This window comes from Streptomyces sp. NPDC002669 (genome assembly GCF_042889165.1).
Lineage (GTDB): Bacteria > Actinomycetota > Actinomycetes > Streptomycetales > Streptomycetaceae > Streptomyces.
The window spans coordinates 251,435-273,503 of record NZ_JBIAQQ010000004.1; the positions used below are offsets into that span (position 1 = coordinate 251,435).

Consider the following 22,069-nt stretch of genomic DNA (forward strand, 5'->3'; position numbering starts at 1 on the left):
CGACGGGCCGGGCGGCGGGGCCGGGGGGCACCGGCGGGCGGGGGTCAGCCCCGCAGGAACGCCGTCATCGCGTTGGCCAGCAGGTACGGGTCGTCCGAGCCGCACAGCTCACGGGCGCTGTGCATGGAGAGGATCGCGACACCGATGTCCACCGTCTGGATGCCGTGCCGGGCGGCGGTGATCGGGCCGATCGTGGTGCCGCACGGCATCGAGTTGTTGGAGACGAACGTCTGCCACGGCACGTCCGCCTTGCGGCACGCCTCCGCGAACACGGCCCGGCCGCTGCCGTCGGTCGCGTACCGCATGTTGACGTTGACCTTGAGGATCGGTCCGCCGTTGACCACCGGGTGGTGGGTCGGGTCGTGGCGCTCGGCGTAGTTGGGGTGGACCGCGTGACCGGTGTCGGAGGAGAGGCAGACGGTCCCGGCGAAGGCCCGCGCCCGGTCCTCGTAACCGCCGCCGCGCGCGAAGACGGAGCGCTCCAGGACCGTGCCGAGCAGCGGGCCGTCGGCGCCGGTGTCGGACTGCGAGCCGTTCTCCTCGTGGTCGAAGGCGGCCATGACCGGGATGTACGGGAGCTCGTCGTCCGGCTGCCCGGCGACGGCGGCGAGCGCGGCGGTCGCCGCGTGCACCGAGAGCAGGTTGTCCATCCTGGGCCCGGCCAGCAGCTCACGGTCCCGGCCCAGGTAGGCGGGGGGCTCGACGGCGTGCGGCATCAGGTCCCAGCCGGTCACGTCCTCGGCGTCGACGCCCGCCTCCTCGGCGACGAACCGGATCAGGTCGCCCTCCGAGACCTCGCCCAGCCCCCAGATCGGCTGCATGTGCTTCTGCCGGTCCAGCTTCAGCCCTTCGGAGTTGGCCGACCGGTCCAGGTGCACGGCCAGCTGCGGCACGCGCAGCAGCGGCCGGTCGATGTTCACCAGCCGGTGGGTGCCGTCCCGCAGCGAGATCCGGCCGGCGAGGCCGAGGTCCCGGTCGAGCCAGGTGTTGAGCAGCGTTCCGCCGTAGATCTCCACGGCGACCTGCCGCCAGCCGTGCGCCCCGGTGTCGGGCAGCGGCTTGACCCGCAGGTTCGGCGAGTCGGTGTGCGCCCCGATGATCCGGAACGGGGTGTGCGCCCCCGCGCCCTCCGGTACGTACCAGGCCACGATCGCGCCGCCGCGCAGGACGTACTTCCCCCCGGTGCTGCCGTCCCAGGCGGCGGTCTCCTCCACCTGCCGGAATCCGGCCTTCTCCAGACGCTCGGCCGCGGTGGCCACGGCGTGGTACGGGGAGGGGGAGGCCATCAGGAAGGCCTGCAGATCGTCGGTGTGGCCGCGGTCGAAGCGGAGGGAGGAACTCATGTTCCTCACTGTAACGAGGCCGGACCGGCGCGCCTCACCGTCGTCCCGGCAGGGTGTCCGGCCCGTGCCCGGCCCGTACCCGCCCTGTGTCCGGCCGACGCCCGGTCAGTTCCCGGAGACCTTCGCGGAGGGCTTCTCGCCGCTCTGTGCCTGCTTCGCCCGCTCGGCGATCACGGCGGCGAACGCCTCGACCTGCTCGTCGGGGACGGCCGTCCTCCCCTGGGTGCCGGTGCTGATGCCCAGGACGGTCGTCCCGACCCGGACCTGCGCGATCGTGGCCGGTCCGCCCATGGTGCCGACGGCGGCGCGGTTGGCCTCCCGGTCGTCGCCGATGTCGCCCAGGTCCACCTTCCGGGCGCCCCGGCCGACCCGGTCCCCGCCGTACCACTCGATCAGGACGTCGTAGGCGGCGTCCGCGGTCTCCTCGTCCTTGTAGGCGAGGACCCAGAAGTTCAGCGTGGTCACGTCCGGCTGCCGCACGAAGGCCGAGGCGCCCCAGGACGTGACGGTGTCGCAGGCCGTCTTCCGCTTCTTCTTCGTGGCGGCCATGCACACCGAGGGAGGGAACCCGGCCACCGGCTTCTGGGCGTCGGGCTTCACGTACATCCGCCAGCCCGGTACGGCCTTCGCGTCCGGCAGCACGGAGGCGACCTGCTTCCGGTCGAGCGCCGCCGCCCCGCCGTCGCCGCCTCCGCAGCCCGCGAGCAGCAGCAGCGCCGCCCCGGCCACCAGGAGCCCCCGGCTCCCCCGTGCACCCCGTATGTTCGCGAAACCCTTGCCACCCACGAGTGAACCCGCCCCCTCCGGCTGCTGGACGTCCGATACTAGAGAGGGCCGGTGCGGCGGGGCCGCACCAGGGCTACAGCCGGTCGATGGCGGTCAGGTCGATGTCGATGTCGTACGGGACGGAGAGCTTCAGCCGGTCGCGGTGGACCCCGGTCGGGGCGTACGTCCCGCTCACCGCGTCGCACTCGTACGTCCACACCACGGGCCGGTCGTGCTCGCCGTCCATCTCGACCCGCCAGAAGTGCGGGATGCCCGCCGCCGCGTACTTGTGGGGCTTGGTGTCGCGGTCGCGGTCCTCGGAGTCGGGGGAGACCACCTCGACGGCGAGCAGGACGTCGGCGGCCTCGTAGCGGGTCTGGCGGCGGTCCGTGACGCCTTCGGCCCTGACCACGACGATGTCCGGTTCAGGCGCGTTCCTCTTGCCGAGAACAACCGCCATCTCCCGGCGGACGCGCAGATGCTCCGGGACGTGCACACGAAGACCGTTGACCAGCAGGTCCATCACCAGCGTGTGGAATTCTCGCTGCGGACTCACGAAAACCAGACTCCCGTCGATCAGCTCTGCGTGCGGCGGGAGGTCGAGCGTGAAGAATTCGTCCACGGTGTAGCCGTCCGGCGGTGGGACCGGCCACTTGGAATCGTCGCGCCGCGACTGCGACGCTTCGGGCAGTGCCTCGGCGGTCATGGTTCCTCCCATGGACGGGATTCTGAGCCCTGCCGTCAGCGTACCCAGCTGATACGACAGCACCGCCACCCGAAAGCGTGTTCGGGTGGCGGTGCGTGTTGACGATCTTGAACGGGGACTAGAAGGCGGCCTCGTCCAGCTCCATCAGCGAGTTGTCGACGGCCTCGGCGAGCGCGCGCTCGGCCGAGACGCCCGGCAGGACGTTCGCGGCGAAGAACTTCGCGGCGGCGATCTTGCCCTGGTAGAACGCGACGTCCTTGCCGGTCGCGGTCGGCAGCTTCTCGGCCGCGACGGCGGCACCCTTGAGCAGCAGGTAACCGACGACGACATCGCCGGAGGCCATCAGCAGGCGGGTGGTGTTGAGGCCCACCTTGTAGATGTTCTTGACGTCCTCGCCGGTCGCGGTGAGGTCGGTGATCATCGTGCCGACGATCGCCTCCAGGTCGACGGCCGCCTTGGCGAGCGAGTCCAGCGCACCGGCCAGCTCCTCGTTGCCCTGGGCGCCGGCGAGGAACTTCTTGATCTCCTCGGCGAGGGCGTTCAGCGAGGCGCCCTGGTCGCGGACGATCTTCCGGAAGAAGAAGTCCTGGCCCTGGATCGCGGTCGTGCCCTCGTACAGCGTGTCGATCTTGGCGTCACGGATGTACTGCTCGATCGGGTACTCCTGGAGGTACCCGGAGCCGCCGAAGGTCTGGAGCGACTGCGCCAGCTGCTCGTACGACTTCTCGGAGCCGTAGCCCTTCACGATCGGGAGCAGCAGGTCGTTGAGGCCGTGCAGGGCCTTCGCGTCCTCGCCCGCGGCCTCCTTCTCCTGGATCGCGTCCTGGACGGTGGCGGTGTACAGCACGAGGGAGCGCATGCCCTCCGCGTACGCCTTCTGCGTCATGAGGGAGCGGCGCACGTCGGGGTGGTGCGTGATGGTGACCTTGGGGGCGGTCTTGTCCATGAACTGCGACAGGTCCGTGCCCTGGACGCGCTCCTTGGCGTACTCCAGCGCGTTCAGGTAGCCGGTCGACAGGGTCGCGATCGCCTTCGTGCCGACCATCATGCGGGCGAACTCGATGATGCGGAACATCTGGCGGATGCCGTCGTGCTTGTCGCCGATCAGCCAGCCCTTGGCGGGGTGCTTGTCGCCGAAGGTCATCTCGCACGTGTTGGACGCCTTGAGGCCCATCTTGTGCTCGACGTTGGTCGCGTACACGCCGTTGCGCTCGCCCAGTTCGCCGGTGGTCCAGTCGAACTCGAACTTCGGGACCAGGAAGAGCGAGAGGCCCTTCGTGCCGGGGCCGGCGCCCTCGGGGCGGGCCAGCACGTAGTGGAGGATGTTCTCGGACATGTCGTGCTCGCCCGAGGTGATGAAGCGCTTCACGCCCTCGATGTGCCAGGAGCCGTCCGCCTGCTCGACGGCCTTCGTGCGGCCCGCGCCGACGTCGGAACCGGCGTCCGGCTCGGTCAGCACCATCGTCGAGCCCCACTGCTTCTCGACGGCGATCTCGGCGATCTTCTTCTGCGCCTCGTTGCCCTCCTCGAAGAGGATGCCGGCGAACGCCGGGCCGGAGCAGTACATCCAGATGGCCGGGTTGGCGCCGAGCAGCAGCTCCGCGTAGCCCCAGATCAGGGAGCGCGGCGAGGTGGTGCCGCCGATCTCCTCGGGCAGGCCCAGACGCCAGTACTCGGAGTCCATGAACGCCTTGTACGACTTCTTGAAGGCCGCCGGGACCGGCGCGGTGTTGGTCTCCGGGTCGAAGACCGGCGGGTTGCGGTCGGCATCGGCGAAGGAATCGGCCAGCTCGTTCTCCGCGAGGCGGGTGACCTCGTCGAGGATGCTCTTCGCCGTCTCGACGTCCATCTCGGCGAACGGACCGGTGCCGTACGTCTTGTCGCGACCGAGGACCTCGAAGAGGTTGAACTCGATGTCGCGGAGATTCGACTTGTAGTGCCCCATGGAAGGCTCCGTAATCAATAGCGGTGGCGCGCGGCGCCCCGGGGTTCGGGGTGCGGGCCGGACGGGCGACGAGCCGGCGTGCGTATATCAGCTGACCTCTCCGATGATGCTACCCGTCAGTAATAAGACGCAACCCCTCAAGGCCCCGATGTGTCCGATTACTCTTTGCGGCATGTACGGCTACGACCAGAACCCGGGCGCACAGCAGCAGATGGGTGGCGGCTACGGCGAGCAGCCGCTGTATCCGGAGCCCTCGCCGCCGTCCCTGGGGGACGCGGTGCGTGCCTTCACGACCGGCTCGCTGTCCGCCGAGGACTTCCAGCAGATCTTCGCGACGTCGAAGGTCTACTGCCCGCGCGGTGACAATCCCGGGTTCCTGGCGCTGCACAACACCCAGCAGCCGGTGATCCCGATGTTCACCACGCTCAAGGAACTGCGGCGGTACGCGGGCAAGGAGTCCAAGTACTTCGTGATCACCGGCGCCGAGGTGATCGACCTGCTGCCGACCGGCTACGGCTTCGTCCTCGACATGGAGGGCGAGCACCGCATGGTCTTCGACGCGAAGGCCGTGGAGCAGATGGTGGACTTCGCGATGCGCCGCATGTACGGCTGACGCGTCGCGCGTCCGCGGCCGTGCGCGCGGCCGGAATCGTTGGAAGAGGGGCCCGCACCGATCGGTGCGGGCCCCTCTCGTCGTGGGCGGGAATGACGGGGGCCTTGCAGGATGTTCACCATTCAACTAAATTGGGGGAAGACCAAGCCGGAGGTGGCTCCCATGCCCGCAGTGACTGTCGAAAACCCGTTGACCCTGCCCAAGGTCGCCGCCCCGGGCGACGCCACGGCCCGTCCCGTGCTCGCCGTCACCACGGCGCCGAGCGGGTTCGAGGGCGAGGGCTTCCCGGTTCGCCGTGCGTTCGCCGGGATCAACTACAAGCACCTCGACCCGTTCATCATGATGGACCAGATGGGCGAGGTGGAGTACGCGGCGGGCGAGCCGAAGGGAACGCCCTGGCACCCGCACCGCGGCTTCGAGACCGTCACGTACCTGATCGACGGGACCTTCGTCCACCAGGACTCCAACGGCGGCGGCGGCACCATCCGCAACGGCGACACCCAGTGGATGACCGCCGGCTCCGGCCTCCTGCACATCGAGGCTCCGCCGGAGTCCCTCGTGATGTCGGGCGGCCTCTTCCACGGCCTCCAGCTCTGGGTGAACCTGCCCCGGGCCGACAAGATGATGGCCCCCCGCTACCAGGACATCCGCGGCGGCCAGGTCCAGCTCCTCGCCTCCCCGGACGGCGGCGCGCTGCTCCGCGTCATCGCCGGTGAGCTCGACGGGCACGAGGGCCCCGGCATCACGCACACCCCGATCACGATGATCCACGCCACCGTGCGCCCCGGCGCCGAGGTGACCCTGCCGTGGCGCGAGGACTTCAACGGCCTCGCGTACGTGATGGCGGGCCGCGGCAGCGTCGGTGCGGAGCGCCGCCCCGTGCACATGGGGCAGACGGCGGTCTTCGGTGCCGGTTCCTCGCTGACCGTCCGCGCGGACGAGAAGCAGGACGGCAACACCCCGGACCTGGAGGTCGTGCTGCTCGGCGGCCGCCCGATCCGCGAGCCGATGGCGCACTACGGGCCGTTCGTGATGAACAGCCAGGCCGAGCTCAAGCAGGCGTTCGAGGACTTCCAGGCCGGCCGCCTCGGCACGGTGCCCGCCGTCCACGGCATGTGACGTCCACGGTCCGTGACGGGTCACGGGCCCGGGTGACGGGTCCGGCCCGCGGCCCGCGGTGCCGGGCGCCCTCGACGGGGGCGCCCGGCACCGGCGTGTGACGACCCGTCACCCGTACGGCTCCGCAGGCGGGACACGCCCCCCGCGCCGTGGTCGGGTGGGAGGGTGCAGACCGACAAACCCCTGCTGCCCGACGCGGCGCGGCGCACGGCCGCCTGGTGCGTCGTCGCGCTGCTCGTCACCGGGGTCGCCGCAGTCGTCATCTGGCTGTGCATCGTCCTCAAGACGGCGGTCACCCCGGTGCTGCTCGCGCTGCTCGGCACGGCGCTGCTCGGCCCGGTCGACCGCCGGCTGACCGCCGCCGGTCTGAAGCGCTCGCTGTCGGCGGGCCTCACCTGCGTCCTGCTCGTCGCGGTGGTCGGCGGCGCCGGGTACATCGTCGTCACCGCGCTCGTGGACACCGGCGACCAGATCGTCCGGTCGCTGAAGGACGCCGGTCAGTGGATCATCGACCACTTCGGCATCGGCGGGGCCACCGACGCGAACGGCCTCGTGGCCAACGCCCGGAAGATCATCGAGAAGTTCGGCGCGAGCGCGGCCGGCGGAATCCTCTCCGGGCTCAGCCTGGTCGGCTCGCTCGTCGCCACCGGTGTCCTCGCCCTCCTGCTGACCTTCTTCTTCCTGCGCGACTCCGACCGGGCCGCGAGCCTCGCCCACGCGATCGCGCCGCGCGGCACCGGGGACCTGATCGAGGCCATGGGGCGGCGGGCCTTCGAGGCCGTCGAGGGCTTCATGCGCGGCACCACGTTCATCGCGCTGATCGACGCCGTGTGCATCACCGTCGGCCTGCTGATCCTGCGGGTGCCCGGCGCGGTGGGACTGGGGGCACTGGTCTTCGTCGGCGCCTACATCCCCTACCTGGGGGCCTTCATCTCCGGCGCCGTCGCGGTCCTGGTCGCGCTCGCCGACCGGGGGCTGGTGATCGCGCTCTGGGCGCTGGGGGTGGTGCTCGCCGTGCAGGTGCTGGAGGGGCACGTCCTGCAGCCGGTGATCCAGAGCCGTACGGTCCAGATGCACCCCGCCATGGTCATGATCGCGATCACCGCGGGGGCCAGTGTGGCCGGGCTGCTGGGCATGCTGCTCGCGGTCCCGCTCTGCGCGGCGGTCTTCGGCGTCATCGGCGAACTGCGCGGTGGCCGTCCGGGGCCGCCATCGGGCGCTCCGGGCGAGGACGGGCCTGCGGGGGACGGGACCTCCGGGGGCGGGGCCCCCGGTCCGTCCGCCGGCTGAGGCGGGGCCTTTCGGGGCCCCGGGACCGGCTCAGTCCTCGGGCGCGGAGGGTACGGAGTCCGCTTCCCCCTTCGGCTCCGACTCGTACAGCTCGAACCAGATCGACTTCCCCGCGCCCCGGGGATCGACCCCCCAGGCGTCGGCGAGCATCTCCATCAGGACCAGTCCCCGGCCGCTGGAGGCCATCTCTCCGGGCCGCCGTTTGTGCGGCAGTTCGTCGCTGCCGTCGGCCACCTCCACCCGCAGCCGCCGCTCGCCGTGCTCCCCGGTGGCCTGCGCGACCATCCGCGCGTCCCCGTCCGTGTGGACGAGGACGTTGGTGGCCATCTCGGAGATCATCAGCACCGCGGCGTCGACCTGCTCCGGGTCCGCCCAGTCGTGCAGCAGCTCCCGCAGCTGCCGGCGGGCCGCCGCGACCTGCTCCGGCTCGGCCTGCGCGATGGTCAGCGCGGTGCGCCGGGGCGCCGTCTGCCGGGCCGCCCCCTCGTCGCGCCGCAGCAGCAGCAACGCGATGTCGTCCTCCCGGCGGTCCGCCAGCGGGCCCGTCAGGTAGCGCGCCGCCGGTCCGTGCACCACCTGGAGGAGGGCGTCGGCGAGCTTCTCCAGGTCGGCCGTGTTCCGCTCCATGATCGGCCGCAGCCGCAGCCAGCCGGAGAACATGTCGTGGCCGCCGGTCTCGATCAGCCCGTCCGTGCAGAGCATGATCGTCTCCCCGGGTTCCAGGGTGAGCCGGCTCGTCGGGTAGTCGGCGTCCGCCTCGACGCCGAGCGGCAGCCCGCCCTCGGTCTGGCGGATCAGCGCGGTTCCGTCGGCGGTCGTCACCACGGGATCGGGGTGGCCCGCCCGGGCGATGTCCAGCGTGCCGGTCTCCGGGTCGACCTCCGCGTACAGGCAGGTCGCGAAGCGCGGCCCGATCGACTCCCCGTCCTCGTACGCGTCGGTGAGCCCGGAGAGGAAGCGCGAGGCCCGGGAGAGCACCGCGTCCGGCCGGTGCCCCTCGGCGGCGTACGCGCGCAGGGCGATCCGCAGCTGCCCCATCAGCCCGGCGGCCCGCACGTCGTGGCCCTGGACGTCACCGATGACCAGGGCGATACGGCCGTTCGGCAGCGGGATCATGTCGTACCAGTCGCCGCCGACCCGGAGCCCGCCGCCGGTCGGGATGTAGCGGGCGGCGACCGTCATGCCCGGGATCTCCGGACCGAGGGAGGGCATCATCGAGCGCTGGAGCCCCAGCGACAGCTCCCGCTCGGTCTCGGCGACCCCGGCGCGGGCCAGCGCCTGCGCGAGCATCCGGGCCACGGTCGTCAGCACGGACCGCTCGTCCGGCGAGAACGACACCGGGTGCCGGAACCCCGCCATCCAGGCGCCCATGGTGCGACCCGCCACGATCAGCGGCAGGAAGGCCCAGGACCGGCGTCCGAACCGGTCGGCGAGCGGCCAGGTGGCCGGGTAGCGGTGGCGGTACTTCTCCGGCGAGGGCAGATAGATCGCCCGCCCCGTCCGTACGACCTCGGCGGCCGGGTAGTCCGTCTCCAGCGGCATGTCGTTGAACGGGGCCTCGTCGCCCGAGCTGTGTCCGTGGTGCCCGATGATCGTCAGCCGGTCGCCCGCGACGCCGAAGACCGCCAGGCCGTCCGGCGAGAACCCGGGCATGGAGAGCGAGGAGGCCACCCGCAGCACCTCCGCGGTGGACCGGGCCTCGGCCAGCGCCCGGCCCGCGTCCAGCAGGAACGCCTCGCGGGAGCGGCGCCAGTCGCCGGTGACGGGTGTGGGCACCCCGGTGACGCCGGGCTGCGGTTCGGTGACCTCCTGGAGGGTGCCGACCAGCACGTAGTGCGTGCCGTCCACCTCCTCGGGCAGAAGGGGCCGGGAACGGCTGCGCACGGTGCGCAGCACCCTGCCCCGGTCGTCCACGATCCGCAGCCGGGCCTCGGCGAGGGTGCCCTCCGCGAACGCGAGGCCCACCAGGCCGTGGATCTCGTTCCAGTCCACGGGATGGAAGCGGGAACGCACCGCGGACTCGCGGAAGACACCGGCGGCCGAGGGCATGTCGAGCAGCCGGGCGGCCTCCGCGTCGAGCGTGACGGTCCCGGCTCCGCTGTCCCAGCGCCACAGGCCGGTCCCCGTCGCGGCCAGGACGTCCTCGGTGCGCATTGCCCCACTTTAAGAAGGTCTGCTCCGCGGACGCCACCGAGGGCGGCCGCCCGGGGGCGGTCGCGGAGGAGCGCGGGGGACGGTCGCGGGGGCCGTCCGGGGCCGGTCCGCACCGCCTCCGGGGCGGCCCGTGCCGCGCCGGATGATCTTGGCCATGTCAATGTCAATGAATCGGTGCGGGTGCGGGCGGTAGCCTGGGGAGGCTGAATCCACCCCGAATCGCGAAGACTGGATGAACGACGATGCATCGGTACAGGTCCCACACCTGCGGCGAGCTCCGCGCCTCTGACGTCGGCACCGACGTCCGGCTGAGCGGCTGGCTGCACAATCGCCGAGACCTGGGCGGCATCCTCTTCATCGATCTGCGCGACCACTACGGTCTGGTGCAGCTCGTGGCCCGCCCCGGCACCCCCGGCAACGAGGCGCTGGCGAAGCTCACCAAGGAGACCGTCGTACGGATCGACGGCAAGGTCTCCGCGCGCGGCGCCGACAACGTCAACCCCGAGCTCCCGACCGGTGAGATCGAGATCGAGGTCACCGAGGTCGAGGTGCTGGGCGAGGCCGCCCCGCTGCCCTTCACGATCAACACCGAGGACGGGGTCAACGAGGAGCGGCGCCTGGAGTACCGCTTCCTCGACCTGCGCCGCGAGCGCATGCACCGCAACATCATGCTGCGCTCGGCCGTCATCGCCGCCATCCGCTCCAAGATGGTGGCCCTCGGCTTCAACGAGATGGCGACCCCGATCCTCACCGCGACCTCTCCCGAGGGCGCCCGTGACTTCGTCGTCCCGTCCCGGCTGAACCCGGGCAAGTTCTACGCCCTGCCGCAGGCCCCGCAGCAGTTCAAGCAGCTGCTGATGATCTCCGGCTTCGACCGCTACTTCCAGATCGCGCCGTGCTTCCGCGACGAGGACGCCCGCGCGGACCGTTCGCCCGGCGAGTTCTACCAGCTCGACGTCGAGATGTCGTTCGTGGAGCAGGAGGACGTCTTCCAGCCGATCGAGAAGCTGATGACCGAGCTCTTCGAGGAGTTCGGCAACGGCCGTCACGTCACCTCGCCGTTCCCGCGCATCCCGTTCCGCGAGTCGATGCTGAAGTACGGCAACGACAAGCCCGACCTGCGCGCCAAGCTGGAGCTGGTCGACATCTCCGACGTCTTCGCCGACTCGGAGTTCAAGGCGTTCGCCGGCAAGCACGTCCGCGCCCTGCCGGTCCCGGACACCGCCGGGCAGTCCCGCAAGTTCTTCGACGGCCTCGGCGACTACGCCGTTCAGCACGGCGCCAAGGGGCTGGCCTGGGTCCGCGTCGGTGAGGACGGCACGCTGGCCGGTCCGATCGCCAAGTTCCTCACCGAGACCGACGTCAAGACCCTCACCGAGCGGCTCTCCCTCGTCCCCGGTCACGCCGTGTTCTTCGGCGCGGGCGAGTTCGACGAGGTCTCCAAGATCATGTCCGTCGTCCGGGTCGAGGCCGCCAAGCGCGCCGGCCACTTCGAGGAGGACGTCTTCCGGTTCTGCTGGATCGTCGACTTCCCGATGTACGAGAAGGACGAGGACACCGGCAAGATCGACTTCTCCCACAACCCCTTCTCGATGCCGCAGGGCGGCATGAAGGACCTGGAGGAGAAGGACCCGCTGGACATCCTCGCCTGGCAGTACGACATCGTCTGCAACGGCATCGAGCTGTCCTCCGGCGCCATCCGGAACCACGAGCCCGAGGTCATGCTCAAGGCGTTCGAGATCGCCGGTTACGACCGCGAGACCGTCGAGCAGGAGTTCGCGGGCATGCTCCGCGCCTTCCGCCTCGGTGCCCCGCCGCACGGCGGCATCGCCCCGGGCGTCGACCGCATCGTGATGCTGCTGGCCGACGAGCCCAACATCCGCGAGACGATCGCCTTCCCGCTCAACGGCAACGCCCAGGACCTGATGATGGGTGCCCCGACGGAGCTGGACGAGTCCCGCCTGCGCGAGCTGAACATCCAGCTCCGCAAGCCGGTCGCCGCGACGGCGAAGGACAAGGCCGACCCCAAGGACTCCGTGGCACGGGACACCGGCGCGAAGTAAGCGGCACCCGTTCCGCTTCGGTTCCACGTGAAACAGCCCCCGGCCGCTTCGGCCGGGGGCTGTTTCAGCGTTCCGGCCCGGACACCGTCCGGGCCTCCCAGGTGGCCGTGTCGGAGATGTACACGGAGACGGGCCGATCGAACCACACACCGGCCTCCGGCAGGTCGCGGACCATGGCCGGGACCTCCGGCTCGAACCTCAGCACGGTCAGGGTCTTCCAGCCGTGCGGGATCTCGTCCCACACGACCCCGAACTGCTGGGTCACGGCGACGACGGTGACCGCGACCCGGACGACGTCGCTCTCGTCCGCGCGCCGGAAGCAGCAGCCGAAGCGCCGACCGACCGGCACCTCCGCGTAGTTGTACGAGAGGAAGAGGGTGACCTCGTTCCCGGCGGGCCGGGGCAGCCCCCGGCCCATGCCCGTGAGCGCGCCCGGATCGGCACGGCTCTCCACGAGCAGGACGCGCTCGGTCCTCGGGGCCTCGTCCTCGGTCCTCATGACCGCCATCGAACACGAGACGCGGCATGCGGGAAAGCCGGTCCCGGACCCGGACCCGCCGTGCTCCGACGCCGTGCCGTACCCGTGTCCTGTGCCGCCACCCGCGCGGAGGACGTCTGCCGTGGTGGCACCGGTCCCTGACCCGGCCTCAGCCGCCCTCCGGTTCCTCGCGGAACGGGAAAGGCCCGGAACCTACACGCAAGCGACCGGCCGGGGACTTTCCGGCGCGCGGAAACGGCGGGCGGTACAGCCGTATGGCCCTCGTGCGGGTTCGCGCTCGTGCGACGCGGCGTTAACTGGGGTCGGCAGCACGAGGCGTGACGGGGAGGTCGCCGGTGCTGTCCCCACCCATGACCGACCGCTGAGGAGTTCCCGTGTCCGTGACCCGTCCGTCGGCTGTCCGGCGTGCCCCGTACGCCGTCCACCTCGGCGCCTGTGCCGCCGCGCTGTTGCTGCTCACGGCCTGCGGCCACACCTCCGGCACCACCGCCGCTCCCGACACGGCCGCCGGGGCGAGTGCCGAGGCGTCCGCCGGTGTCGCGGGCCCGCAGGGCGACGGAGTACGGAAACGGGCGGCCCCCGGGCCGCGCGCGCCGATCGTCCGGCCGCGCGAGATCCCCGCCCTGGGGCCGAGGACCCGGGCCTCGATCCCGGCGGATGCCGGGCAGGTGTTCGTCGTCACCGGTGAGGACTACGACTCCAGCCGGTCCAGCGCGGTCCTCTACACCCGCGACAACCCGGCCCTCGGCTGGCAGCCCGTCACGTCCCGCTGGCCCGCCCACAACGCCCTGAACGGCTGGACCGACGAGCACTGGGAGGGCGACCTCCGCTCCCCGGTCGGCGTCTACGGGCTGACACACGCGGGCGGCCTCCTCGACCCGCCCCGGACGGCGTTCCCCTACGACCAGGACCCGCTGTTCGCGGTGAGCGGCGAGGGGTTCGAGGGCGAGTCGCTCGAAGGGTCCTTCGACTACGTCGTCGCCATCGACTACAACCGCGTCCCCGGCGTCACCCCCCTGGACCGGGAACGCCCGCTCGGCCAGGAGCGCGGCGGCGGCATCTGGATCCACGTCGACCACGGCGGCCCCACCCAGGGCTGCATCTCGCTCCCCGAGGACCGGATGCGGGAACTCCTGAGCGTCCTCGACCCGGCGAAGAAGCCCGTCGTCGTGATGGGCGACGTGGAGGCCCTGGAACGATGAACCGGAAACGGGCCGGGGGACGGGCCCGTACGCTGAGGACGGCCGGTTCCCTTCCGGGAGGCAGTGATGACCGTGGTCGAGGAGAGCGCGCCTCCCCGTGAGCCCTTCGAGGCGCTCGCCCGGCAGGCCCTGCGGGTCGAGGAAGAGCCTTGGCTGGAATTCGTGAACGGGAAGCCGGTGCCCAAAGCCCGGTGGGACGGAGCCCGTGGGCGGATCGTCGAGTGGCTGACGCGCCTGTGCTCGCAGGCCGACCCGGGCAATTGGCTGTTCGCGGCACAAGGTTTGTACGTCGGTTCGTACCGCAGGGGAAACGCTCGTCCGGACGGAGCGCTCGCCCCGCTCGACACCTTCGTCGGCCAGGGCGAATGGGCCGACCCCGCCGGTGTCCTGATGGTCGTCGAGGTCACCTCGTACGACGAGGACACCGACCGCCGGGTCCGGGTCGAGAAGCCGCGTGCGTACGCCGAGACCGGCATTCCCGTCCACCTGCTCATCGACCGCGACACCTGTGAGGTCAAGGTGCACTCGCAGCCCGACGGGGTGCGGTACGAGCAGGTGGTGACCGTGCCCTACGGGAAGACCGTCGAGCTGCCCGACCCGGTGGGCATCGAGCTGGACACCGAACCCTTGAAGAGCTGGGTCCGCTGACCCGGACACCCGGACACCGGAAAGGGCCGGTCCCCGCGGGTGCGGGGGCCGGCCCTTTCCGTGCGTGCGGGGGTCGCCTACGCGGGCTTCTCCTCCAGGCGGGGGAAGAGCACCGCGCCCTTCGTCACCGTCGTGCCCGCCGGGAGACGGCCCCAGGTGCCGGCGTCCTGCACGCGCTGGTCGGCCAGCGCGCCCAGGGACGACTCGGCGCCGAGGGAGTCCCACAGCTTCTGCGAGGTCTCCGGCATCACGGCGTTCAGCAGGACCGCGACACCGCGCAGCGACTCGGCGGCCGTGTAGAGGATCGTCGCGAGGCGGGCCCGGCCCTCGGGGGAGTCGTCCTTGGCGACCTTCCAGGGCTCCTGCTCCGTGATGTAGCCGTTGACCTGCTTCACGAAGTCGAAGATCGCCAGGATGCCGCCCTGGAAGTCCAGCTCCTCGCCGATCTTCCGGTCGGCCGTGGCGACGGCCTTCGCCAGCCCGTCCTGGACCGCCTTCTCGGCCTCGCCCGCGGCGGTGGCCTCCGGGAGCGCCCCGTCGAAGTACTTGCCGACCATGGCGGCGACGCGCGAGGCGAGGTTGCCGTAGTCGTTGGCCAGCTCGGAGGTGTAGCGGGCGGAGAAGTCCTCCCAGGAGAACGAGCCGTCGCTGCCGAACGCGATGGCGCGCAGGAAGTACCAGCGGTAGGCGTCCACGCCGAAGTGCGTGGTCAGGTCCTGCGGCTTGATGCCCGTCAGGTTCGACTTCGACATCTTCTCGCCGCCGACCATCAGCCAGCCGTTGGCCGCGACCCGGCCGGGCAGCGGCAGACCCTGCGCCATCAGCATCGCGGGCCAGATCACCGCGTGGAAGCGGAGGATGTCCTTGCCGACCAGGTGCACGTTCGCGGGGAAGGTCCCGTCGAACTTGTCCTGGTTGGCGCCGTAGCCGACCGCCGTGGCGTAGTTCAGCAGGGCGTCGACCCACACGTAGATGACGTGCTTCTCGTCCCACGGCACGGGGACGCCCCAGTCGAAGGTCGAGCGGGAGATGGAGAGGTCCTGGAGGCCCTGCTTGACGAAGTTCACGACCTCGTTGCGGGCGGACTCGGGCTGGATGAAGTCCGGGTTGTCCGCGTAGAACTCCATCAGCTTCGGGCCGTAGGAGCTCAGCTTGAAGAAGTAGTTCTCCTCCTTGAGGATCTCCACCGGCTTCTTGTGGATCGGGCACAGCTTGACGCCGGCCTCGTCCTCGATCAGGTCGCCGGGGAGCTTGTACTCCTCGCAGCCCACGCAGTACGGGCCCTCGTAGCCGCCCTTGTAGATCTCACCCTTGTCGTACAGGTCCTGCACGAACTCCTGCACCCGGTCGGTGTGGCGCTTCTCCGTCGTACGGATGAAGTCGTCGTTCGCGATGTTCAGGTGCTCCCAGAGGGGCTTCCACGCCTCCTCCACGAGCTTGTCGCACCACTCCTGCGGGGTGACGCCGTTCGCCTCGGCAGTGCGCATGATCTTCTGACCGTGCTCGTCCGTGCCGGTGAGGTACCACACCTTCTCGCCGCGCTGGCGGTGCCAGCGCGTGAGCACGTCGCCTGCGACGGTCGTGTAGGCGTGGCCCAGGTGAGGAGCGTCGTTGACGTAGTAGATGGGGGTCGAGACGTAGTACGCCGTCGCCCCCTGCTTCTCGGATCCAGTGGCCGCCATGGTCGAAATCCTAACGGCCTGCGGGAGATCGATTCACACCGATAAACCCGGTCACGGGTGCGGAGACCTTTGCGAAACATGCCTTCCCGTAGCAAAGACGCATCCTGGGAGGGAGTGGACGCGCATGCACGAGGCAGGGGACATCACGATGCGGGTACTGGTCGCCGAGGACGAGGAGATCCTGGCGGAGCTGGTCGCCACCGGGTTGCGGCGCGCGGGTTTCGCCGTCGACACGGTGTACAGCGGCGACGCCGCCCTCGCCTACCTGGGGCTGCACGACTACGACGTCGTCGTCCTGGACCGCGACCTGCCGCGGGTGCACGGCGACGACGTGGCGCGGCGGCTGGTCGCCGCCGGCTCCCGGACCAGGATCCTGATGCTCACCGCCGCCGGTTCCATGGAGGACCGGGTCGCCGGGCTCGACCTGGGTGCCGACGACTACCTGGGCAAGCCGTTCGAGTTCCCCGAGCTGGTGTCGCGGGTACGGGCGCTGCGCCGCCGCAGCGCCCGCCCCGTGCCGCCGCAGCTGGAACGGCACGGCATCCGGCTCGACACCGTGCGGCGCACCGCCTCCCGGGAGGGGCGGGAGCTGGACCTCTCGCCGAAGGAGTTCTCGGTGCTCCAGCTGCTGCTGGAGGCCGACGGCGGGGCCGTCAGCGCGGAGGAACTGCTGGAACGGGCCTGGGACGCCAACGCCGACCCGTTCACCGGCGCGGTCCGCGTCTGCATGAGCAAGCTGCGCGGGAAGCTCGGGGAACCGGCCGTGATACGCACGGTGCAGGGCGTGGGGTACGCGCTGTGAAGTGGCTGTCGGGGGTGCCGCACTCCAGGATCCGGGCCCGTATCGCGCTGGTGTACGGCGGGGTGTTCCTGATCCTCGGCACGGCGCTGCTCACCACCGTCAACCTGGCCTCCCGCGCCGGCACGGACTCCCAGGCGCGCGACATCGCCCGCACCGCGGCCGTGGTCCAGCCCGGTTACGCGGTGAACGGTCCGCTGGTCACCCGGCGCAGCCTCGGGCCGCCCACCGTCTACGACCTCACCGACAACGTCAGCGACGCGGCCGGGCACCAGCTGCTCATGTGGTCCGTGGCCGCGCTGCTCGTCATGACGGCGTGCGCGGTCGGCGTGGGCTGGTGGACGGCGGGGCGGGTGCTGCGCCCGGTGCACGCCATGACCGCGAAGGCGCGGCGGCTCTCCGAGCACAATCTGCACGAGCGGATCGCGTCCAGCGGCCCGGACGACGAACTGAAGGAGCTGGGCGACACGCTCGACGCGCTGCTGGCCCGGCTGGAGAAGGCGTTCGACAGCCAGCGGAGGTTCATCGCCAACGCCTCCCACGAGCTGCGGACGCCGCTCGCCACCCAGCGGGCCGCGATCCAGATCGGGCTGGACGACCCGTCCCCGGAGGACCTCGTACGGACCCGGCAGACGCTCCTGGACAACAACCGGCGCAGCGAGCGGCTCATCGAGGGGCTGCTGGTGCTGGCGCGCAGCGAGCGCGGGCTCGCGGAGGGCGAGCGGGAGGCGGTGGACCTGGCCCAGGTGGTGGCGGAGGAGACCGCCCGGCATCCGGGGGTGCGGGTCGGGGCCGGGTCCCGCGCGGTGGTCCGGGGCAACCGGCTGCTGCTCGCACAGCTGGTGGCGAACCTGCTGGCCAACGCGGTCACCTACAACGTGCCCGACGGGTCGGTGGACGTGTCGTTGACGGCGGACGGCGGCGGGGCGCTGCTGGAGGTGCGCAACACCGGGCCGGTGGTGGAAGCGGCGGACATCCCGGGGCTGTTCGAACCGTTCCGGCGGGGCGAGGGCCGGGACCGGATGGGGCGCGGTTCCGGCCTCGGCCTGTCGATCGTGCGGTCCATCGCGCTGGCGCACGGCGGTACGGTCACGGCGGTGCCGGGCCCCGGGGGCGGGCTCGCCGTGACCGTACGGCTGCCGGTGGATCAGGCGTCGGGCGCCGTCTCGCGGGCGGCGAGCCAGGCGGGGAGCGCGGCGAGCACCTCGCGGTAGAACGTGCTGTCCGGGACCTCGCGGGGAGCGGGGCCGGCGTGGAAGAACCCGGCGTTCGGGGCGTCCAGCTTCCGCAGGAAGTCGAAGCCCTTGGCGTCCTGCTCGCCGAACGCGACGAACTGGAAGAACAGCGGCAGCCGGGCCGCGTCGGCCAGTGCCTGCCTGGCGGGCTGCTTGGCGTCCGGCGGGCCGTCCGTCTGGAAGATCACCAGGGCGGGACCGGTGGCCCCGGAGCCCTCGTGGTGCGCGACGACCGCTTCGACGGCGGCCTGGTAGTTCGTCCGGCCGAGGCGGCCGAGGCCCGCGTTCAGTTCGTCGATCCGGCCCTCGTGGTCGGCGAGGCCGACCGTGCCGGTGCCGTCGATCTCCGTCGAGAAGAAGACGACGGGAACGGTCGCCTCCTCGTCGAGGTGTGCGGCGAGCGCCACGGCGCGGTCGCCCAGGTGCTGGGCGCTGCCGTCCTTGTAGAACGGCCGCATGGAGCCGGAGCGGTCGAGGACCAGGTAGACGGTGGCGCGCAGCCCGGTCAGGCCGTGCGCCTTCAGCCCGGCCTGGGCGGCCTTGTACGGGGCGACGAGGCCGGGAGCGCGTGACTTGACCCGGGCGAGGGAGAGGGCGGGCTTGGGGGCCGGGGCTTCGGCGGCCGGGGTTTCGATCGCCGGGGCCGGGGAGGCGGCTTCGGGGGCCGGGGTTTCGGCGGCCGGTTCGGGCTCGGGGGTCTCGGTGGCCTCGGGCTCGGTGAGCTCGGCGGGCGCGGCGGCAGGCTCGGTCGCGGCGGGTTCGGTTGCGGTTTCGGCCACCGGTGCCGGCTCGGGCTCCGGTGCCGACTCCGCCTCCGGCTCCGGCTGTACGGACGTCGCCTCGGGCTCAGGAGCGGTCTCGGGCTCGGCCTGCGTCTCGGTCTCGGCCTTGACCTCGATCTCGGGCTCGACCTCGGTCTTGACGGGAGTTTCGGTCTCGGCGGCCTTCGGCTCGGTGACCTCGGTGACCTCGGTGACCTCAGTGGCCTCGGCGACCTCAGGAGCCTCTGCCTCTGCGGGCTTCGGCTCGGGGGCCGGTTCCGGTTCCGGTTCGGGCTCCGTCGCCGCGACCGGTTCCGGTTCGGCTTCGGGCTTCGGCTCGTCCGTCTTCTCGTCCGGGGCCGAACCCTGTGCCGGCACCGTGGGGACGGAAGGCTTGTCGAAGGCGGCCGCCACCAGGTCCGAGGCCAGACCGGTGCTGCCGTCGTTCTCGGTGGACCGGGGCGAGGCGGGGGCCGGGATCGTGACCCCGGTGGCCGGGGCGGGGTCGCTCACCGGGGCCGCCGCCGCTTCCGGTTCGGCCGCCGGTTCCGCGACCGGCTTCGACTCCGCGGCCGGCTCCGACTCCGCGGGCGCGGTGCGTTCGGTCTGGGGCGGGACCGTGGCCGTCGGCGCGTCCTGCTCCGCGCGGTCACGGCCGAACACCTTGCGCAGCAAGCTCCGAATGCCCATGGGCGAGGCCTTTCGCGTGAGTTGGGTGCGATAAATGTCCGACCTGTGGGAATTGATCCCTGGCCAGGGCGGATACGTAAGGTTAGCGGCCGGATCCGGCCCCTCGTCGGCACGGCCCGCCCTGGGGAAAACCGATGCGCGAACGAGCGGCGAACGATTCCCCGCCGAGTCCTGGGGGAGTCTCCGCCGGGTCCTGTGCGCATGTCGTGCGGGCCTGATGTGCTTCGTCCAAACGTACTGACAAAGCGTCTCATTGCCTTGTTAACGTGATCGGCCGGTGCGCTTGACGTGAAGTCAGGCGCACCGTTGTCCGTTATTCACCAGCATTGCCAGGAAGGGCCTTCACATGGGGAAACCCTCTCGTCGAACACGTCTTGCGGCCTGTGCCGTCGCGACCGGTGCGCTGATTTCCGTACTCGTTCCGGCGGCCGGCGCCACCGCCGTCCCGACGGCCTCCCGGCCGTCCGTCGCACCGGCGGCGGACGAGCCCGTACCGGGCAACGAGGGCATGCCGGACGACGGCTTCGACAACGAGGACGAGGGCGAGCAGGACGACTTCGCGGGGACGGAGGCCGGAACGGCCTCGGCCGCCCCGCGGGCGTCGCTCGCCGCGGCCCCCGTTCCCGGCCGGGCCGCCGACTTCAAGCTGGCCAAGGGCACCGACATCTCCGCCCTTGTCGGAAAGCTGTACGCCGGGCTGCCCACGCAGGGCCTCACCGAGCTGATGGAACAGGCCAACCGGCCCGCCGGCTGGGGGAGCGACTGCGGGGACACCGGCATCTACGGCCCCGATCTGACCGCCGCCCCCCGGGTCTGCTGGAAGAGCGACGACGCCATCTCCTCGGAGTGGGTCCCGCAGGCCATCACCGGTGTCTCGGACGCGCAGGAGGACGAGGACTGGGGCACGTCCAACGCCGAGCCGATCGCCGTGGCCGGCTACGACGCGGAGAACCCGGGCCGCAGCGACTACCTGTCGGGCAAGGACAACTGTCTGCTGAGCCCGACCAGTGACGCCTGCAACGAGAAGGGCATCCGGGTCAGCTTCTTCAACCAGGCGACCAAGATGTACCGTCACGTGCTGCTGGTCTGGCCGTACATGAACTCCAAGGACCACATCTCCTTCGACGCGCTGCACGCGCGCGAGGGCAAGTGCATCGGCGAGGTGACGTCCTCCTGCGCCGCGCAGAACGGCATCCACGCCGGTGGCATGGTCTGGTACGGCAACTACCTGTACGTCGCCGACACCGCCAACGGCATGCGGGTCTTCGACCTGCGCAAGATCATGGACCTCAACCCGGACAACAAGACCGACGTCGACGACCCGACGCCGGACGGCCTGACCAGCAACGTCACGGACAAGCGGCGGGTCGGCCGGCAGAACAACGTCTGGTACGGCTACGGCTACCGCTACGTCATGCCGCAGGTCGCCACGCTGAAGTTCACCACGGCGAAGAACGGCGGCAGCACCAGCAAGAACCAGTGCTACGCCACCGGGCGCCCGAAGGCCTCGTACATCTCGCTGGACCGCACCGGCACCGACCACATGGTCCTCGGCGAGTACTGCAACACCAACAACGGCGGGACGAGCCCCGGCCGGGTCGGCACGTACCCGATGGCCGATCTGGTGGCCGCGGTCGAGGGCGACACCGGCAAGACCGCCTCCGCCGACCTGGCCTACGGTCTGCCGACCGGTGCCAAGTTCGGCGACGAGGCGCTGTGGCACAAGATCCAGGGCGTCATGCGGTACGAGGGCAAGTGGTACTTCCACCGCAGCAACGGCTACGACAACGGGCGGCTGCTCCAGGCCACGCCGGGCACGGTCGACGGGGTCGACCAGCTCGTCGGCAACACGAAGGTCCTGGAGTCGTCGTTCGGGCCCGAGGACCTCTACCTCGCGCACGGGCGCGGTGACGGCTTCGCGCCGAAGCTGTGGTCGCTGAGCGAGCACGCGCCGAGCAAGTGCGGGGCGTGCGAGCGCGAGCTGTACGGCTACAGCATGTCCGACGTCATCAACGGCTTCGGCTGAGGCACGGGCCCGAAGCGGGCAGGGGACGGGGCGGGGCGGGCCGGTGAACGATCCGGCCCGCCCCGCCCCCGTGTCGCCGCACTACAGTCGGACCCATGGTTTCCGGTGAGGCGCCGCAGGCGGAGGGCAGCGTTCGGGTCGATGTCTGGATCTGGTCGGTCCGGCTGACGAAGACCCGGTCGCAGGCCGCTGCCGCCTGCCGCGCGGGTCATGTGAAGGTCGCCGGTGAGCGCGCCAAGCCCGCTCAGACGGTGCGCGTCGGCGACGAGGTGCGGCTCCGGCACGCGGGCCGGGACCGGATCGTGGTCGTGTCGAAGATCGTGAAGAAGCGGGTCGGCCCACCGGTGGCGGTGGAGTGCTTCGTCGACAACAGCCCGCCCCTGCCGCCGCGCGAGGTGGCGATCCAGGTTCCGGTACGGGACCGGGGCGCGGGGCGGCCGACGAAGCGGGACCGGCGCGAGATGGAACGGCTGCGGGGCAGCGGCCCCACCGGCGGCTGACCGCCCTGCCGCCGGGGCGGTCGCTCCGG

Annotated in this window: 18 protein-coding genes; 10 read left to right on the forward strand and 8 right to left on the reverse strand. The window is 71.2% G+C overall.

Annotated elements, in window-relative coordinates:
• Nucleotides 1-44 precede the first annotated feature (44 nt).
• From ACFYW1_RS08035 to ACFYW1_RS08050, 4 genes are all read right to left on the reverse strand, one after another.
• Nucleotides 45-1,343 (reverse strand): M18 family aminopeptidase, encoded by a 1,299-nt coding sequence (locus tag ACFYW1_RS08035; RefSeq protein ID WP_388988764.1) that lies wholly within the window; start codon nt 1,341-1,343, stop codon nt 45-47.
• A 105-nt stretch (nt 1,344-1,448) separates the two neighbouring features.
• Nucleotides 1,449-2,072: a hypothetical protein gene (locus tag ACFYW1_RS08040; protein ID WP_388988767.1), complete on the reverse strand. Its 624-nt coding sequence runs from the start codon at nt 2,070-2,072 to the stop codon at nt 1,449-1,451.
• 130 nt (nt 2,073-2,202) lie between these two features.
• Complete coding sequence (locus ACFYW1_RS08045) at nt 2,203-2,826, reverse strand: Uma2 family endonuclease (RefSeq protein ID WP_388988771.1); 624 nt, start codon at nt 2,824-2,826, stop codon at nt 2,203-2,205.
• A 106-nt stretch (nt 2,827-2,932) separates the two neighbouring features.
• Entirely contained in the window at nt 2,933-4,759 is a 1,827-nt protein-coding gene (locus tag ACFYW1_RS08050; protein WP_388988774.1) for an acyl-CoA dehydrogenase, read from the reverse strand.
• 172 nt (nt 4,760-4,931) lie between these two features.
• Here ACFYW1_RS08050 and ACFYW1_RS08055 point away from each other — a divergent pair, with 172 nt between their 5' ends.
• The 3 genes from ACFYW1_RS08055 to ACFYW1_RS08065 all read left to right on the forward strand — a co-directional run bounded on the left by ACFYW1_RS08055 (nt 4,932) and on the right by ACFYW1_RS08065 (nt 7,781).
• Nucleotides 4,932-5,372, forward strand: a complete 441-nt coding sequence (locus ACFYW1_RS08055) for an SseB family protein (protein ID WP_148836880.1) — start codon at nt 4,932-4,934, stop codon at nt 5,370-5,372.
• A gap of 162 nt (nt 5,373-5,534) precedes the next feature.
• Nucleotides 5,535-6,491 carry a pirin family protein gene (locus ACFYW1_RS08060; RefSeq protein WP_388988779.1) on the forward strand — a complete coding sequence of 319 codons (957 nt, stop codon included), beginning with the start codon at nt 5,535-5,537 and terminating at the stop codon, nt 6,489-6,491.
• A gap of 165 nt (nt 6,492-6,656) precedes the next feature.
• Nucleotides 6,657-7,781: an AI-2E family transporter gene (locus tag ACFYW1_RS08065; protein ID WP_388988781.1), complete on the forward strand. Its 1,125-nt coding sequence runs from the start codon at nt 6,657-6,659 to the stop codon at nt 7,779-7,781.
• Nucleotides 7,782-7,811: 30 nt separating this feature from the next.
• Here ACFYW1_RS08065 and ACFYW1_RS08070 read toward each other — a convergent pair whose 3' ends face one another.
• The gene (locus ACFYW1_RS08070) at nt 7,812-9,935 is read right to left on the reverse strand and encodes a SpoIIE family protein phosphatase (protein ID WP_388988784.1); all 2,124 of its coding nucleotides are present in this window, start codon (nt 9,933-9,935) and stop codon (nt 7,812-7,814) included.
• A 242-nt stretch (nt 9,936-10,177) separates the two neighbouring features.
• On the opposite strand from ACFYW1_RS08070, the gene aspS reads away from it, so the two are divergent.
• On the forward strand, nt 10,178-11,998 hold the full coding sequence (gene aspS / locus ACFYW1_RS08075) for an aspartate--tRNA ligase (protein WP_388988787.1): 1,821 nt from the start codon (nt 10,178-10,180) through the stop codon (nt 11,996-11,998).
• 64 nt (nt 11,999-12,062) lie between these two features.
• On the opposite strand, the gene ACFYW1_RS08080 is transcribed toward aspS, so the two are convergent.
• A complete protein-coding gene (locus tag ACFYW1_RS08080) occupies nt 12,063-12,497 on the reverse strand; it encodes a hypothetical protein (protein WP_388988789.1) in 435 nt (144 codons plus the stop codon).
• A gap of 374 nt (nt 12,498-12,871) precedes the next feature.
• Between ACFYW1_RS08080 and ACFYW1_RS08085 the strand changes: the two genes are divergently transcribed.
• Together ACFYW1_RS08085 and ACFYW1_RS08090 are read left to right on the forward strand one after the other, a co-directional pair.
• Entirely contained in the window at nt 12,872-13,699 is an 828-nt protein-coding gene (locus tag ACFYW1_RS08085; RefSeq protein WP_388988792.1) for a L,D-transpeptidase family protein, read from the forward strand.
• Nucleotides 13,700-13,765: 66 nt separating this feature from the next.
• Nucleotides 13,766-14,347, forward strand: a complete 582-nt coding sequence (locus tag ACFYW1_RS08090) for a Uma2 family endonuclease (protein WP_388988795.1) — start codon at nt 13,766-13,768, stop codon at nt 14,345-14,347.
• Nucleotides 14,348-14,424: 77 nt separating this feature from the next.
• Here the strand turns inward: ACFYW1_RS08090 and metG are convergent, their stop codons facing one another.
• Nucleotides 14,425-16,029 (reverse strand): methionine--tRNA ligase, encoded by a 1,605-nt coding sequence (metG, locus tag ACFYW1_RS08095; RefSeq protein WP_388988798.1) that lies wholly within the window; start codon nt 16,027-16,029, stop codon nt 14,425-14,427.
• A 148-nt stretch (nt 16,030-16,177) separates the two neighbouring features.
• On the opposite strand from metG, the gene ACFYW1_RS08100 reads away from it, so the two are divergent.
• Both ACFYW1_RS08100 and ACFYW1_RS08105 read left to right on the forward strand, forming a co-directional pair.
• Nucleotides 16,178-16,831 (forward strand): response regulator transcription factor, encoded by a 654-nt coding sequence (locus ACFYW1_RS08100; protein ID WP_356930238.1) that lies wholly within the window; start codon nt 16,178-16,180, stop codon nt 16,829-16,831.
• Nucleotides 16,828-18,042 (forward strand): sensor histidine kinase, encoded by a 1,215-nt coding sequence (locus tag ACFYW1_RS08105; RefSeq protein WP_388988801.1) that lies wholly within the window; start codon nt 16,828-16,830, stop codon nt 18,040-18,042. Before ACFYW1_RS08100 ends, ACFYW1_RS08105 begins: the two co-directional genes overlap by 4 nt.
• On the opposite strand, the gene ACFYW1_RS08110 is transcribed toward ACFYW1_RS08105, so the two are convergent.
• A complete protein-coding gene (locus ACFYW1_RS08110) occupies nt 17,976-19,514 on the reverse strand; it encodes a VWA domain-containing protein (protein ID WP_388988804.1) in 1,539 nt (512 codons plus the stop codon). The two genes, ACFYW1_RS08105 and ACFYW1_RS08110, sit on opposite strands and share 67 nt — an antisense overlap.
• Nucleotides 19,515-19,860: 346 nt before the next feature.
• On the opposite strand from ACFYW1_RS08110, the gene ACFYW1_RS08115 reads away from it, so the two are divergent.
• Both ACFYW1_RS08115 and ACFYW1_RS08120 read left to right on the forward strand, forming a co-directional pair.
• The gene (locus ACFYW1_RS08115) at nt 19,861-21,540 is read left to right on the forward strand and encodes a hypothetical protein (RefSeq protein ID WP_388988807.1); all 1,680 of its coding nucleotides are present in this window, start codon (nt 19,861-19,863) and stop codon (nt 21,538-21,540) included.
• A gap of 95 nt (nt 21,541-21,635) precedes the next feature.
• Entirely contained in the window at nt 21,636-22,040 is a 405-nt protein-coding gene (locus ACFYW1_RS08120; protein WP_388988810.1) for an RNA-binding S4 domain-containing protein, read from the forward strand.
• Nucleotides 22,041-22,069: the final 29 nt, after the last annotated feature.